General features: G+C 63.8%; 13 protein-coding genes. 9 read left to right on the top strand and 4 right to left on the bottom strand.

The features are described from left to right. Window position 1: 1 nt before the first annotated feature. From DC363_RS15385 to DC363_RS15350, 8 genes are all read left to right on the top strand, one after another. On the top strand, window positions 2–1,510 hold the full coding sequence (locus DC363_RS15385) for a tripartite tricarboxylate transporter permease (protein ID WP_108642042.1): 1,509 nt from the start codon (window positions 2–4) through the stop codon (window positions 1,508–1,510). A 58-nt stretch (window positions 1,511–1,568) separates the two neighbouring features. Continuing rightward, window positions 1,569–2,459: a LysR family transcriptional regulator gene (locus DC363_RS15380; protein ID WP_196778439.1), complete on the top strand. Its 891-nt coding sequence runs from the start codon at window positions 1,569–1,571 to the stop codon at window positions 2,457–2,459. Between the two features lie 96 nt (window positions 2,460–2,555). After that, window positions 2,556–3,023, top strand: a complete 468-nt coding sequence (locus tag DC363_RS15375) for a formate dehydrogenase subunit gamma (protein ID WP_108642041.1) — start codon at window positions 2,556–2,558, stop codon at window positions 3,021–3,023. After that, the gene (locus tag DC363_RS15370) at window positions 3,020–4,537 is read left to right on the top strand and encodes a formate dehydrogenase beta subunit (protein WP_108642040.1); all 1,518 of its coding nucleotides are present in this window, start codon (window positions 3,020–3,022) and stop codon (window positions 4,535–4,537) included. Before DC363_RS15375 ends, DC363_RS15370 begins: the two co-directional genes overlap by 4 nt. Window positions 4,538–4,625: 88 nt before the next feature. After that, a complete protein-coding gene (gene fdhF / locus DC363_RS15365) occupies window positions 4,626–7,562 on the top strand; it encodes a formate dehydrogenase subunit alpha (protein WP_108642039.1) in 2,937 nt (978 codons plus the stop codon). Further along, entirely contained in the window at window positions 7,559–8,368 is an 810-nt protein-coding gene (gene fdhD / locus DC363_RS15360) for a formate dehydrogenase accessory sulfurtransferase FdhD (RefSeq protein WP_422396415.1), read from the top strand. The genes fdhF and fdhD overlap by 4 nt, the downstream gene beginning before the upstream one ends. After that, window positions 8,358–8,576 carry a formate dehydrogenase subunit delta gene (locus tag DC363_RS15355; protein WP_108642038.1) on the top strand — a complete coding sequence of 73 codons (219 nt, stop codon included), beginning with the start codon at window positions 8,358–8,360 and terminating at the stop codon, window positions 8,574–8,576. The genes fdhD and DC363_RS15355 overlap by 11 nt, the downstream gene beginning before the upstream one ends. Before the next feature lie 22 nt (window positions 8,577–8,598). After that, window positions 8,599–9,582, top strand: coding sequence for a hypothetical protein (locus DC363_RS15350; protein ID WP_108642037.1), 984 nt, complete (start codon window positions 8,599–8,601; stop codon window positions 9,580–9,582). Here the strand turns inward: DC363_RS15350 and DC363_RS15345 are convergent. Further along, entirely contained in the window at window positions 9,579–10,271 is a 693-nt protein-coding gene (locus DC363_RS15345) for an endonuclease/exonuclease/phosphatase family protein (protein WP_108642036.1), read from the bottom strand. The two genes, DC363_RS15350 and DC363_RS15345, sit on opposite strands and share 4 nt — an antisense overlap. A 39-nt stretch (window positions 10,272–10,310) precedes the next feature. On the opposite strand from DC363_RS15345, the gene DC363_RS15340 reads away from it, so the two are divergent. Continuing rightward, complete coding sequence (locus DC363_RS15340; RefSeq protein WP_241963038.1) at window positions 10,311–10,970, top strand: DUF2238 domain-containing protein; 660 nt, start codon at window positions 10,311–10,313, stop codon at window positions 10,968–10,970. Between the two features lies 1 nt (window position 10,971). Here DC363_RS15340 and DC363_RS15335 read toward each other — a convergent pair whose 3' ends face one another. The 3 genes from DC363_RS15335 to DC363_RS15325 form a co-directional block, all read right to left on the bottom strand. Then, complete coding sequence (locus DC363_RS15335; protein WP_241963037.1) at window positions 10,972–11,868, bottom strand: DUF1206 domain-containing protein; 897 nt, start codon at window positions 11,866–11,868, stop codon at window positions 10,972–10,974. A 195-nt stretch (window positions 11,869–12,063) separates the two neighbouring features. Beyond that, window positions 12,064–12,549 (bottom strand): flavin reductase family protein, encoded by a 486-nt coding sequence (locus DC363_RS15330; protein ID WP_108642100.1) that lies wholly within the window; start codon window positions 12,547–12,549, stop codon window positions 12,064–12,066. Between the two features lie 247 nt (window positions 12,550–12,796). Further along, entirely contained in the window at window positions 12,797–14,239 is a 1,443-nt protein-coding gene (locus DC363_RS15325; protein ID WP_108642035.1) for a mannose-1-phosphate guanylyltransferase/mannose-6-phosphate isomerase, read from the bottom strand. Between the last annotated feature and the right edge of the window lie 142 nt (window positions 14,240–14,381).

Raw genomic sequence — 14,381 nt, 5'->3', positions numbered from 1 at the left:
CATGCTCGAAGGAATTCTCATCGGCCTGCAAACGGCCCTGTCGCTGCAAAACCTGTTGGTGGTCATCGGGGGCTGCCTGATCGGCACCTTTATCGGCATGTTGCCGGGCCTTGGGCCCATGTCGATCATCGCCATCATGATCCCCGTCGCGATCACCATGGGCGATCCCTCGGCCGCACTGATCCTGCTGGCGGGCGTCTATTATGGCGCGATCTTCGGCGGCTCGACTTCCTCGATCCTGCTCAATGCGCCGGGCGTGGCCGGCACCGTGGCCAGCAGCTTCGACGGCTACCCCATGGCGCGCTCGGGCAAGGCGGGCAAGGCGCTGACCATTGCCGCAATCTCGAGCTTCGCCGGCGGCACCATCGGTGCAATCCTTCTGGTAATCTTCGCGCCCATGCTGTCCTCGGTGGCGTTGCTGTTCCACTCGGCCGAGTATTTCGCGCTGATGATCGTGGGCTTGTCGGCCATCGCGGCCTTTGCCGGACCGGGGCAGGTGATCAAGGCGCTGCTGATGACCGTGCTGGGGCTGATCATGGCCACGGTGGGTGAGGGGGCACTGTTCAACCTGCCGCGTTTCACCATGGGGATCATGGACCTGCAGTCAGGCTTCGGCTTTATCACGCTGGCCATGGCGATGTTCGCCTTGCCCGAAGCGGTGTTCCTTGTGCTCAAGCCCAAGAACCTTGGCGACGATGGGGGCGAGATCAAGGATCTGCGCATCACCGGGGCCGAGGCGCGGGCCATCGCGCCCGTGATCGGTCGCCAGTCGGTGCAGGGGTTCTTTATCGGTGTCTTGCCCGGCGCGGGGGCGACGATCGCGTCGTTCCTTGGCTACGCGGTTGAGCGCAATATCGCACCGAAAGCAGAGCAGGCCGAATTCGGCAAGGGCTCGGTCAAGGGGCTGGCCGCGCCCGAGACCGCCAACAACGCGGCCTGCACGGGGTCCTTCGTGCCGCTGCTGACCTTGGGCATTCCCGGGTCGGGCACCACGGCGATCCTTTTGGGGGCGCTGATCGCGCTCAACGTCACACCGGGGCCGCGTCTGATGGTGGATGAGCCGCAGATCTTCTGGGCGGTCATCATGTCCATGTTCATCGGCAATCTGGTGCTTTTGATCCTGAACCTGCCTCTGATCCCCTATATCGCGAAATTGCTCGCGATTCCGCGCAATTACCTCATCCCCTTCATCCTGTTCTTCACCCTCATGGGGGCCTATATCGGGCAGAACAACGCGACCGAACTGCTGATCCTCGTGGGCTTCGGCATCTGCGGTATCGCGCTGAAATTTGCCAATTATCCCCTGCCGCCGCTGCTCATCGGCTTCATTCTTGGCGGCATGATGGAGGACAACTTCTCGCGCTCGATGCAGCTTTACGGCGGCGTGCGGTTCATCTGGGAACGGCCCATGACGCTGGTGCTGCTGCTGATCGCCGTGGCGCTGATCGTTCTGCCGATCCTGCAGGCACAAAGGGCGCGGCGCGTCGCCGAACGGGCGGAGAAGAACTAGCCTTGCGCCCGCAGGGGGCATGGCGTCTGATAGGGCATCCCTATCGAAAGCCTGCCTCATGATCGACAAGTTGGAAATGTTCATCGCGCTCGCCCGGGAAGAGCATTTCGGCCGCGCGGCCATTTCCCAAGGCGTGACGCAGCCCACCTTATCGGCGGCGATCAAACAGCTTGAGGACCAGTTGGGCGTGATGCTGGTCTGGCGTGGCTCGCGGTATCGCGGGCTGACCCCCGAAGGGCAGCGCGCGCTGGACTGGGCGCGGCGGATCGTGGGCGACGCGCGGTCGCTGAAACAGGAGATGCGCGTCGCGCGAGAGGGGCTGTCGGGTGATCTGCGGCTGGCCGTGATCCCCACCGCGCTTACGGTGGTGAGCGATCTGACCGCGGGCTACGGAGAGGCGCACCCCAACGTGCGCTTCTCGGTGCAATCGAAGACCTCGGTCGAGATCCTGCAGATGCTGGAAAACCTCGAGATCGACGCCGGGCTGACCTACCTCGACAACGAACCGCTGGGCCGCGTGACCACAGTGCCGATCTATGCGGAACGCTATGTGCTGGTGGCGCGGGCGGGGCATCCGTTGCTGTCTGGCCCCGTGCGCTGGGCGGAACTGGAGCAGGTGCCGCTGTGCCTGCTCACGCCGGACATGCAGAACCGCCGGATCATCAACCAGCACCTGCTGGAAGCGGGGGTCGAGGTCACGCCGCGGATCGAAGCCTCTTCGGTGGTGGTGCTGGTCAGCCACGTGGTGCGCAGCAATCTGGCGACGATTCTGCCTGTGCGCGCGGCCGAAATCTTCCTCAAGGGTGACGATCTGCAATCGGTTCCGCTCATCAGCCCGGACGCCAGCCACATCGTCGGGCTTGTGGCCCCGCACCGCGAACCCCTCACACCGGTCTTGGCGACGCTTTTGGATCGCGCACGGACGCTTTCAGACGTGTCGGGTGTTTGATAGGTATTCCCTATCAATAGACGAGAAAACGATATTGATTGCCCGCGCAATCGGCGCGACAACTCGGGGGACTGACCGGAGCAAAGGGAGTGTTCCATGGCCAATGCGGCGACGACAGAAACGATGCAAGGCATTCTGGCCGCCCATAAGGGGCGCGAAGGGCCGTTGCTGCCGATCCTGCGCGCGGTGCAGGCCGAGTTCGGCTATATTCCCGCCGATGTGATCCAGATCATCGCCGACGACCTGAATATCACCCGCGCCGAGGTGCACGGCGTCATCACCTTCTATCACGATTTCCGCGATGCGCCTTCGGGCCGACATGTGGTGAAACTGTGCCGCGCCGAGGCCTGCCAGTCGGTCGGGGGTGCGGCGCTGTCGCAAGCGGCGCTGCAAAAGCTGGGCGTGGATTGGCATGGCACCACCGCCAATGGCACCGTCACGGTCGAGCCCGTCTATTGTCTGGGCCTGTGCGCGTGCGGTCCGGCTGCGATGATCGATGGCAAGGTGGTCGGTCGGTTGGACGCGGATAAGCTCGATCGGCTGCTGGCGGAGGTGCAGGCATGAAGATCTATGTTCCCCTCGATTCCGCAGCAAAAGCCGTGGGCGCAGACGACGTGGCCGAAGCAATCGCTAAGGACGCCGCCGCGCGCGATCTGGATGTGACGGTGATCCGCACTGGCTCACGCGGGATGATCTGGCTGGAACCGCTGGTCGAGGTCGAAACCGATGCCGGCCGCGTGGGCTATGGACCGGTCGCGGTAGAGGACGTGCCCGCGCTGCTGGACGGAAAACTGGCGGGGCTTGGTTTGGTCGAAGACCTCGACTGGATGAAGGGGCAAACGCGGCTTACCTTCCAGCGCTGCGGCGTGATCGACCCGCTCGACCTTGCCGATTACGAGGCCCACGGCGGGCTGGCGGGCCTGCGCCGGGCCATCGCGATGGCCCCGCAGGAGATCGTCGACGAAGTCACCACCTCGGGCCTGCGGGGCCGGGGCGGGGCGGGCTTTCCCACGGGGATCAAGTGGAACACGGTTCTGGCCGCGCCCGCGTCGCAAAAATACATCGTCTGCAACGCCGACGAAGGCGACAGCGGCACCTTTGCCGACCGGATGATCATGGAAGGCGATCCCTTCACCCTGATCGAAGGCATGGTGATCGCCGGATTGGCGGTCGAAGCGACGCAGGGCTATGTCTATCTGCGCTCGGAGTATCCCGATGCCATTGATATCATGGAGAAAGCCGTTGGTCTGGCGCAGCGGGCAGGGATGCTGGGTGCGGATGTGCTCGGGTCGGGCCGGGCCTTCGAGATGGAAATTCGCGTCGGTGCGGGGGCTTATGTTTGCGGCGAGGAAACCTCGCTTCTCAATTCGCTCGAAGGCAAGCGCGGCGTGGTCCGCGCCAAGCCGCCGTTGCCCGCGCTCGAAGGGTTTCTGGGCAAGCCCACGGTGGTCAACAACGTCATATCGCTCGCCACGGTTCCGGTCGTGCTCGAGAAGGGCGCGCAGCACTACGCAGACTTCGGGCTGGGCCGGTCCCGTGGCACGATCCCGATCCAGATTGCCGGCAATGTGAAATATGGCGGCCTGTATGAGACGGCCTTCGGGATGCCCTTGGGGCAATTGGTGGACGAGGTGGCGGGCGGCACGCTGAGCGGGCGGCCGGTGAAGGCGGTGCAGGTGGGCGGCCCCTTGGGTGCCTATATGCCCCGCGCTGCCTTCGACACACCCTTCGGCTATGAGGAATTCGACGGGCAGGGCGGGCTGATCGGCCACGCCGGGCTGGTCGTCTTCGACGACAGCGCCGACATGCGCGGCATGGCCCGGTTCGCGATGGAGTTTTGCGCAGTCGAAAGTTGTGGTAAATGTACCCCGTGCCGCATCGGGGCCGTGCGCGGGGTCGAGACCATTGACCGGATCGCCGCCGGAGAGGCCGGGGCCGTGGAGCTTCTGGAGGACCTGTGCGAGACCATGAAGGACGGCTCGCTCTGCGCGTTGGGGGGCTTCACCCCCTATCCGGTGATGAGCGCCCTGCGGGCCTTTCCCGAGGAGTTCCTGCCGGCCGAAGAGGCTGCGGAATGACCCTGGGGCCAGCGAAGCCAAACAGTCATGGGGGCCAGCCCCCATACCCCCGAGGTATTTTTGAACCAAAGAACAAGGGAGCCGCGTCATGAAAGATTTCATCCTTCCGACCCGACTGGAGAACGGCGAGATCGACATGGGCACCCCGGCGTCGAAGTCTAACGAGATGGTGCAGCTGACGATCGACGGGTTCGACGTCACCGTGCCTGCGGGGACCAGCGTCATGCGGGCCAGTGCAGAGGCGGGGATCAAGGTGCCCAAGCTTTGCGCGACCGACAGCATCGAAGCGTTCGGGTCCTGCCGGCTTTGCGTGGTTGAGATCGAGGGGCGGCGGGGCACGCCGGCGTCGTGCACGACGCCCGTAGCCGACGGGATGGTGGTGCAGACCCAGTCCGCCAAGGTGAAGAAAATCCGCCGCGGGGTGATGGAGCTTTATGTCTCGGACCACCCGCTGGATTGTCTGACCTGCGCGGCCAATGGCGATTGCGAATTGCAGGATATGGCCGGAATGGTCGGCTTGCGCGACGTGCGCTACAAACCCGGGGCCAATCACTATGATCCGGCGGGCATCGGTGCGCGCAGTCAGGCGGAGGCAAAATGGCGCGCGCCCGAGGGGGCCGAGAACCCGCTTTATATTCCCAAGGACGACAGCAACCCCTATTTCACCTATGATCCGGCGAAATGCATCGTCTGTTCGCGCTGTGTGCGCGCTTGCGAAGAGGTGCAGGGCACCTTTGCGTTGACCATCGAAGGCATGGGGTTCGACAGCCGCGTTTCGGCGGGGGCGGGCTTTGACGATTTCATGTCTTCGGATTGCGTGTCCTGCGGGGCATGTGTGCAGGCCTGTCCAACCGCCACCCTGCAGGAAAAATCCGTGATCGAAATGGGCACGCCGGAACGCTCGGTCGTGACCACTTGCGCTTATTGCGGCGTGGGCTGTTCGTTCAAGGCCGAACTGAACGGCGATCAGGTCGTGCGCATGGTGCCCTACAAGCATGGCGAGGCGAACCGCGGCCATTCCTGCGTCAAGGGCCGGTTCGCCTATGGTTACGCGGAACATTCGGACCGAATCCTCAACCCGATGATCCGCGACAAGATCACCGATCCGTGGCGCGAAGTCACGTGGGAGGAGGCGATCACCCATACGGCCCAGCGTCTGAAGGACATTCAGGCGCAATACGGGGTGAAGGCCATCGGCGGGATCACCTCAAGCCGTTGCACGAACGAGGAAACCTACCTCGTCCAAAAGCTGATCCGTTCGACCTTTGGCAACAACAACACCGACACCTGCGCTCGGGTGTGCCATTCGCCCACGGGCTACGGGCTCAAGACCGCCTTTGGCACCAGTGCGGGCACGCAGAACTTCGACTCGGTTGAGGCGACGGATGTGATCATGGTGATCGGCGCCAACCCGACAGACGCGCACCCGGTGTTCGCCAGCCGCATGAAGAAGCGTCTGCGCGAGGGGGCGAAGTTGATCGTCATCGATCCGCGCCGCATCGGGCTGGTGAAATCCCCGCATATCGTGGCGCAGCACCATCTGCCGCTGCGGCCGGGCACCAACGTGGCGGTGTTGTCGTCGCTGGCCCATGTCATCGTCACCGAAGGGTTGATGGATGAAGAGTTCATTCGCACGCGCTGCGATTGGGACGAGTTCCAGCACTATGCCGAGTTCATCAGCGACCCACGGCATTCCCCGGAAGCGACCGCGATCCTGACCGGTGTGGACGCGCAGGAGCTGCGTGCGGCCGCTCGGCTCTTCGCCACCGGCGGCAACGGGTCGATCTACTACGGGTTGGGTGTCACGGAACATTCCCAAGGCTCGACCACCGTCATGGCCATTGCCAACCTTGCAATGATGACGGGCAATCTGGGCAAGGACGGCGTCGGCGTGAACCCCTTGCGCGGGCAAAACAACGTCCAAGGCGCCTGCGACATGGGCTCTTTCCCCCATGAGTTGCCCGGATACCGTCACGTAGCCGAAGATGCGACCCGCGAGATTTTCGAGAAGATGTGGGGCACGAAGATCGACCCCGAGCCGGGCCTGCGGATCCCCAACATGCTTGATGCTGCCGTCGACGGCACCTTCCGGGGGCTCTATTGTCAGGGTGAGGATATCCTGCAATCGGACCCGGACACCAAGCACGTCAAGGCGGGGCTGGAAGCGATGGACTGCGTGATCGTGCACGACCTGTTCCTGAACGAGACGGCGAATTACGCCCATGTCTTCCTGCCCGGGTCCACTTTTCTGGAAAAGGACGGCACCTTCACCAACGCGGAACGGCGGATCAACCGGGTGCGCAAGGTGATGGCGCCCAAGAACGGCTATGCGGATTGGGAAATCACCATGATGCTGGCCAATGCCATGGGGTCGAACTGGACCTATACGCACCCCAGTCAGATCATGGACGAGATTGCCGCCACCACTCCGGGCTTCGCCAATGTGAATTACGAGATGCTGGAGACGCGCGGCTCGGTCCAGTGGCCCTGCAACGACGACCATCCCGATGGCTCGCCCATCATGCACATCGATGATTTTGCCCGTGGCAAGGGCAAGTTTATCGTCACCGAATATGTCGCCACGGACGAACGGACCGGCCCGCGCTTCCCGTTGTTGCTGACCACCGGGCGGATCCTGTCGCAGTATAACGTCGGCGCGCAGACCCGGCGGACGGACAACGTGGCTTGGCATGATGAGGACGTGCTTGAGATCCATCCCCACGACGCCGAGGTGCGCGGCATTCAGAACGGACAGTTCGTCCGCCTCTCGTCGCGCTCGGGCGAGACCTCGCTGCGCGCGCAGGTGACCGATCGCGTCTCTCCGGGGGTGGTCTATACGACCTTCCACCACCCCGAGACGCAGGCCAATGTCATCACCACGGATTATTCGGACTGGGCGACGAACTGCCCCGAATACAAGGTGACGGCGGTGCAGGTGGCGCTGTCCAACGGGCCAAGCGAGTGGCAGGAGGACTATGCGGCGCAGGCAAAGCAGTCGCGGCGCATCCTTCCCGCGGCCGAGTGAGCGTGACACCGGTGCGCAAGGGCTATCAGACCGCGCAGGCCCGCGTTGTGGTCGCGGGGCGGGCAACGGTGCAGCCGCGCAGCCTGCCCGATGAGGTGCCCGTCGCGCTGGTCTACAACGGCACGACGCAGGCGGTGATGATGGCCACGCCCCGCGATCTTGAGGACTTCGGCCGCGGCTTCACCCGCACCGAAGGCTGGGGCGCGCCCGACAGCGTTGAGGTGGTGCCCCACGGGCAAGGCCTTGAGGTGCGGATGTGGTTGCCCGAGGCAATGGCCGGGAAGCTCGCCGCGCGGCGCCGCGCGATGGCCGGTCCGGTCGGCTGCGGGCTGTGCGGCATCGACAGTCTGGATCAGGCGCTGCGGCCTGTGTCGCCCGTGACCGCCGATGTGTCCTTGACCTCTGCGCAGGTTGTGGCCGCGATGGAGGCCCTGCGCGCGGGTCAAGCGCTGCACGACCGCACGCGCGCGGTTCACGGTGCGGGGTTCTACAGCGCCGGGCGCGGGCTTTTCACGGTGCGTGAGGATGTGGGCCGGCACAATGCGCTCGACAAGCTGATCGGCGCGGTGCCGGAGTGTGCCACGGGGGCGTTCGTCCTCACCTCGCGCGTGTCGGTGGAGATGGTCCAGAAAGCTGCGGCTGCTGGCTGCGGGATCATTCTGGCTGTATCCGCGCCCACGACGCTGGCCGTTGCCACGGCCGAAGCCGCGCAGGTCACGCTGGTCGCGCTGGCCCGTGATGACCGGTTCGAAATTTTCACCCATCCCCACCGCATCCAACTGAGCGAGGCCACCGATGTCGCATGACAAGCTCGTCCGCATGGCGAACCAGATCGCAACCTTCTTCGAAAGCCAGCCCGACGCGGACAAGGCCGGATGCGTCGCGGACCACCTGCGCGCCTTTTGGGAGCCGCGGATGCTTGCGCAGATGGGCGAGCATCTTGCCGCGGGGGGCGACGGCCTGACGCCGCTGGCGCGCGCAGGTTGCGAACGGGCGGTCGGCGCGACGGTATGAGCGGTCCGGCGCGCGTCCTCCGATGATTGACCAGACCACCTTCGAGGGGTGCGTGGCCCGTGCGGCGCTGGCCCCCACGATCCACAACACCCAGCCCGCCCGATGGCTGCGCGATGGCGCGGCGTTGTCTTTGTTTTGCGATACGGACGTGGGCCTGCCGGTCAGTGATCCCGAAGGTCGCGGGGCGGCTTTGTCCTGTGGCGCGGTGCTTGAGGCGATGGTGCTGGCGCTGTCGGCGCAGGGGATCGGGGCCGAGGTGACTTTGACGGGCCACGACACGAGCCCGAAGCAGGGCCTTGTCGCCGTGGCGCATCTAACCCTCACCGACGGGGCCGAGGACGGGCTGCACCGGCAGCTTGAACGCCGCTTCACATGGCGCGGTGCTTTCGCCGATGAAGCGCCGGCGCTTTTTGGCTGGACCCGGCGCGACACGCGTTTCGTGATGGATCATGACGGGCGCGCCTGGCTGGCCACGCGCAATGACGCGGCGAGCCATGAACAGTTGCAAATCCGCGGCGTGCGACAGGAATTGCTGGACTGGATGCGGCTGACCCCGCGCCACCCGCGCGCAGGGCTTGACGGTATGGACCGGCGAGCGCTGCGGCTGGCCGCCAAGGCCGCCCGTGCGCTGCCACTGGCCTTCGGGCCAGCTTGGCCATTGCTGCGGATGCTGGGCCGCACGCGGGGCCTTGCGCAGGAAGCCCAAGCGACGATGACCGCGCCGCTCATCGGCCTGTTCCACCGCGACCGGGAGGAGCCTGCGGTGGAGTCCGGGCGGGCGTATCTGCGGCTGTGTCTCGAAGCGGCCTCGCTCGGATTGGCGGGCTGGCCCATGGCCGCGCTGACCGATCACGACGGCGCGCGCGCCGACATCGTTGCACATTTCGGCCTGTTGCCGGAACGCCGATTGATCCAAGCGATCCGTTTCGGCGTGCCCACTGGCGATGCGCCGCCCCGCGCCCGACGTCCGCTGGGCGAGGTGCTCCGTCCGATGCCGCGCCGCTAGTTCAGCTGCACCTCGGCCATGATCGGAAGGTGGTCCGACCCGTGACCGCCTGCAACCTTGGGGGGCACGTCCAGCATCTTGACCTGCACCCGGTCGCAATGGGCGACCCGATCCAGCGCACCGATGGGCAGGCTGGCGGGAAAAGTGCGCCCGGGCGTGAGGATCGTGAAGTTCCGCGCCAGACGCCCCAGTCCGACCTTGCGGGACCATTCGTTGAAATCCCCCATGATCACCGTCGGCCGGTCGTCGAGCTCTTCCAGCGCCTCGCGGATGTGGTCAAGCTGTTGGCGCCGCGAATGGCGCAGCAAACCCAGATGCACGCCCACAACACGCAGCTGCGGCAAGTCGACCGCCACGGCACCGCGCGGCTCCAGCCCCGGCAGGGGATAGCGGTGGACCGCTTCAGGCTTGAGGTGGGGCCGGGCGAGGATCGCAATCCCGTGCCAACCCAGACTGACGTCGTTCTCGGCCACCGGCAGTGGTGTCAGCCCGGTGTGGCTTTCGATCATGTCGCGGGGCAGGGCCGTGGGGCGCGATCCCATGCGAAAATCCGCCTCTTGCAGGGCGACGATATCGGCCTTGAACGCCGCAATATGGGACAGAATTCGCAGCGGATCACGCCGAAGGTCCATTCCCAGACCGGCGCGAATGTTGTAGCTGGCAAGGCGGAGGGGCGCGTGCTTGGTCATAGGTCCACTCTATTGGCTTTGCTCTGTGGGGAAAACACTGTGAAACTGTCTTCTGTTCCCGTCGTCATCCGGCTCATTCAGGCGGTCCTCGCGATTGAGGTCATCTCGGGTGTGTTGACCCAGACCTGGACCGCGGTTTTCGTGGCCGGAGCGACGCTGATCCTGACGTTCCTGCCGGACAAGGCCGCGCGGTTCTTCGGGATCGAGCTGCCCCGTACGGTTCTGACGGCCATCGTCGTCTTCATTTTTGCGACGTTGTTTCTCGGCGAAGTCGCCAACTTCTACGAGAGGTTCTGGTGGTGGGACGTGGTCTTGCACTTCTTCTCGGCGCTAAGCTTCGGTGCGATGGGATTTTTGTTCATTTTCATGATGTTCGAGGGCGATAAATACGCCGCCCCCGCTTGGGCCATCGCGGTTCTGGCCTTTTGTGTCGGCGTCGCCTTCGGTGCCATCTGGGAGATTTTCGAGTTCTTCATGGACCAGACGTTCGGCTTCAACATGCAGAAAAGCGGGTTGGTCGATACGATGTGGGATCTGATCATCGACACGATCGGCGCGGCCATCGGCGGGTTCTCGGGCTTCGTTTACCTCAAAGGGCGCGAAAGCAAGGGCATGGGCGCGCTGTTCAACGAGTTTATGGAAAAGAACCGCAAATTCTACCGCAAGGCCCGCCGTCAGGGGAAGCCCGAGGACCGCTAGGTCACTGGCGCCGCAAGCGGGCCGAGACGGTTTCCACATCGTCTCCGGCGGCTTTCGGCACCACGCGGTAGAACGCGTTCACGAAGCAGAAGAGCGCAAAGGCCAACAGTCCAAGACACAGCGCCACGACAAGGATTTTCCCGAACGCCTGACTGTTGAGCCAGTCGAACAGGGTGCCCAACCCGCCGACTTCCGACGCATCCGATTGCAGCGCCGCATAGACAAGCAGGACGCCGATAAAGCCGACGATAAAACCCTGCGCGGCGACGCCAAGGCGCAGCAGCCAGTTCCAATGGGTGGTGAAGTGGTTGGCGGCCAAGGTGTCGCGGTAGGTCTGCGCATAGGCTTTGAATAAATAATAGATGGCCGCACAGACGGTCAGCACCCCGGCGATCCCGACGATCCATTGCCCGCCCGGCCATTCGAGGATGCGGGTGAGGATGGATTTGCCGCTTGATCCGGAGGAAGAAGACGACAGCGCCCCCATCGCCGTCGCCGCCAGAACCCCGATCCCGAGGTGGGTGAGCCCGGTGACCAGCATGCCGGCGCGGGCGATGATCCCCTTGCCCGAGGTGCCATAAGCCTCAAGATCCCAGATGCAATCAATGAGACGCCAAATCGCATAGGCCACCATGCCCGCAACGATCGCCCCGATGATGAACGTGCCCCATGCGCTGTCGCTCATGGACTGGAACGCCTCTTTGGTGCCCTGAGCCTGACCGCCCTGGAACAGGGACCACAGCGACAGACCCGCAACCACGAGATACACCAGCCCGCGGCCCGCGTATCCCGTGCGCATAATAGGCAGCGCCCAAGCGAAGTCGTCGGGGTTCACCTTTGACAGGATTTTGCCACGGGTCGAGGTCGGGTCGATAGACAGCGCATTCAGATTGGGCATGGGATCTCTCTTTGACAGGATGCAAGAGAAACGTGCGCGCGCGCCGGATGGTTCCGCCCTCTGAATTCCTGTGCGGCGTCCAGAGAAGTTAAAGCATCGCGCCTGTGTTAAAACGTCCAGAGAAGCCGCTGGATCCACGCTAGGGAGGCGTCACTTTATAATTCTAAACCAATTGCTTATCAGTCGTACTTGATATTAACCTTTAAGGGAGACAAAGCGCCCGGCCTGAAACAGCAGCGGCAGGCCCGAGCGGGCGCTGGCACGGGTCACGCGGCCTATGATGATCGTGTGATCCCCGCCGTCATGCTCTGCTTCCAAGCTGCATTCAAACCGTGCCAGACAACCTTCGATGAGCGGCACGCCGTTTTCATCCGGCTGCCAGTCCAGCGAGCCGAAAGCGGCGCGGTCGCGGGTGAAGCCGTCGCAGACCGTCTGCTGGTGGCCGTCCAGCACGTGGATCGCGAAATGAGGAGCGCCTGAGAAGTATTTGAAACGGTTGGATGATTTCGCGGGGGACCAAAGCACCAATGGCGGGTCGAGCGAGACCGAGGCGAAACTGTTCGCGGTGATCCCGATGGGGCCGTCCTCAGAAGGCACGGTCACAACTGTGACCCCGGTGGCATAGGCCCCCAAGGCATCTCGAAAGGCGCGCGGGTCGTTGTCCGGGGCGAATGTGTCCATGGTTTTTGTCACAGCACCCTCCTGCGGATCGGTGCCGAAACATGAAGGACGGCGCGCAAGATTTTGATCTTGTGCGATTTTGTCGATACCCAAACCATCAATATCCAATCCCTCTCAGAGACGCGCAGGCGAACCAGCTAAAATTAAACCTCGCGGTTCGTCAGTTCGTTCCGGATCGCGCGCGCGCCGCCCGCACATCCTGCGCGGTCCTTGTCAGACGGTTCGGGGGCGCGTCAAGGCTGCGCGGCTAGCCCTTCGCCCCCTCACCCCGGGCATAGACATCCTCATACCGGATGATGTCATCCTCACCCAGATAGGCGCCGGTCTGCACTTCGATCAGGACCATCGGCACCTTGCCGGGGTTCTCCATCCGGTGAACCGCGCCCAGTGGAATATAGACGCTTTCGTTCTCGCAGACGAGCTTCACCTCGTCATCCACTGTCACTCTCGCCGTGCCGCTGACGACGATCCAGTGCTCGGAGCGATGCACATGGGACTGCAGGCTCAGCGCCGCGCCGGGATTGACGTGGATCCGCTTGACCTGAAACCGGTCGCTGATGGCGAGACATTCGAACCAGCCCCAGGGCCGGTGATCGATGGGCAGGTGTGTCGCCTGACTGGCCTTTTTGCTCTTCAGCCGGTCCACGGCGATTTTGACGTCCTGCACGCGGTCCTTATCGGCCACGAGCACCGCATCATTCATGGCCACGGCGACGATGTTTTTCAGCCCGATCCCCACGAGTTCGACCTGCGGGCTGTCCGAGCGCAGCAGCGTGTCTTCGCAATCGATCGAGGTCGTCTGCCCGTTCTCGACCACGCCGGCCGCATCGGGGGCGCCGTGGCGCCAGATCGCATCCCAGCCGCCAAGATCGGACCACTCCGCCATGAAGGGCACGACGCTCAGGTTGTCGGCCTTCTCCATCACCGCGTAGTCGATCGACACATCCTCGATCCGCGACCAAGCTTCAGGTGCCAGACGCACGAAGGACAGGTCGCGATGCGCGTCACTGACCGCGGCCTGTACCGCGCTATAAAGCTCGGGCGCGTGGGTTTCGTAGGCGGCGATGATGTCACGCGCGCGGAACAGGAAAATGCCCGAGTTCCAAAGATAGTCCCCCGACGCGATCATCTCTTGCGCGGTGGCCAGATCGGGCTTTTCGACAAAACGGGCGAGCGGGACCGCCGCGCCATCGGCACCGGGCTGGGTGGCGGTCTGCAGATAGCCGAAGCCGGTTTCCGGACGGTCCGGACGGATGCCGAAGGTGACGAGCTGTCCGGCCTCGACCGCTTTAAGCCCGGCCTTCAGGCTGGCGACAAAGGCAGCGGTGTCGGGGATCAGGTGGTCGGCGGGGGCGACCAGCATTACGGCGTCGGGCTCGCTGGCCGACAGGTGCAAAGCCGCCGCGAGAACCGCAGGCGCGGTATTGCGAGCGTCGGGCTCGATCAGAATGTCCTGCGGGGGAATGCCGATCGCGTCCAATTGCTCGGAGACGATAAAACGGAAATCCGAGCCGGTGAGCACCATCGGCGGCGCGAAAAGGTTTTCCCCGTCAGACAGACGCAAGGCGGCTTGCTGAAAAAGCGACGTCTCTCCGATCAACTGGTTGAATTGCTTGGGATAGGACTGACGGCTGAGAGGCCAGAGCCGTGTGCCGGAACCGCCACAAAGAATTACGGGTGAAATTGACAAATCGGATCTCCGGGAAATATTGAGGGTGAAATGAATCAAAGACCCCGTGCGGGTCTATTCCACGGCATCATCCGTTAAAACGCTTTGGTGTTCAATACGGGCAACTGAAATTTCCCGACTCGCAAAACCCTTTCGCTTTGCA

This window comes from Thalassorhabdomicrobium marinisediminis, from assembly GCF_003072065.1.
Classification (GTDB): domain Bacteria; phylum Pseudomonadota; class Alphaproteobacteria; order Rhodobacterales; family Rhodobacteraceae; genus Octadecabacter; species Octadecabacter marinisediminis.
The sequence above is the reverse complement of the archived record's forward strand: the minus strand, read 5'-3'. Positions and strand labels throughout refer to the sequence as shown.

Excerpts from the sequence above, each read along its gene's own strand:
- DC363_RS15335 (WP_241963037.1), bottom strand. The coding sequence starts at position 11,868 with ATGCCCAATCTGAATGCGCTGTCTATCGACCCGACCTCGACCCGTGGC.
- DC363_RS15380 (WP_196778439.1), top strand. The coding sequence starts at position 1,569 with ATGATCGACAAGTTGGAAATGTTCATCGCGCTCGCCCGGGAAGAGCAT.
- DC363_RS15375 (WP_108642041.1), top strand. The coding sequence starts at position 2,556 with ATGGCCAATGCGGCGACGACAGAAACGATGCAAGGCATTCTGGCCGCC.
- DC363_RS15330 (WP_108642100.1), bottom strand. The coding sequence starts at position 12,549 with ATGGACACATTCGCCCCGGACAACGACCCGCGCGCCTTTCGAGATGCC.
- DC363_RS15355 (WP_108642038.1), top strand. The coding sequence starts at position 8,358 with ATGTCGCATGACAAGCTCGTCCGCATGGCGAACCAGATCGCAACCTTC.
- DC363_RS15370 (WP_108642040.1), top strand. The coding sequence starts at position 3,020 with ATGAAGATCTATGTTCCCCTCGATTCCGCAGCAAAAGCCGTGGGCGCA.
- fdhF (WP_108642039.1), top strand. The coding sequence starts at position 4,626 with ATGAAAGATTTCATCCTTCCGACCCGACTGGAGAACGGCGAGATCGAC.
- DC363_RS15350 (WP_108642037.1), top strand. The coding sequence starts at position 8,599 with ATGATTGACCAGACCACCTTCGAGGGGTGCGTGGCCCGTGCGGCGCTG.
- DC363_RS15345 (WP_108642036.1), bottom strand. The coding sequence starts at position 10,271 with ATGACCAAGCACGCGCCCCTCCGCCTTGCCAGCTACAACATTCGCGCC.
- DC363_RS15385 (WP_108642042.1), top strand. The coding sequence starts at position 2 with ATGCTCGAAGGAATTCTCATCGGCCTGCAAACGGCCCTGTCGCTGCAA.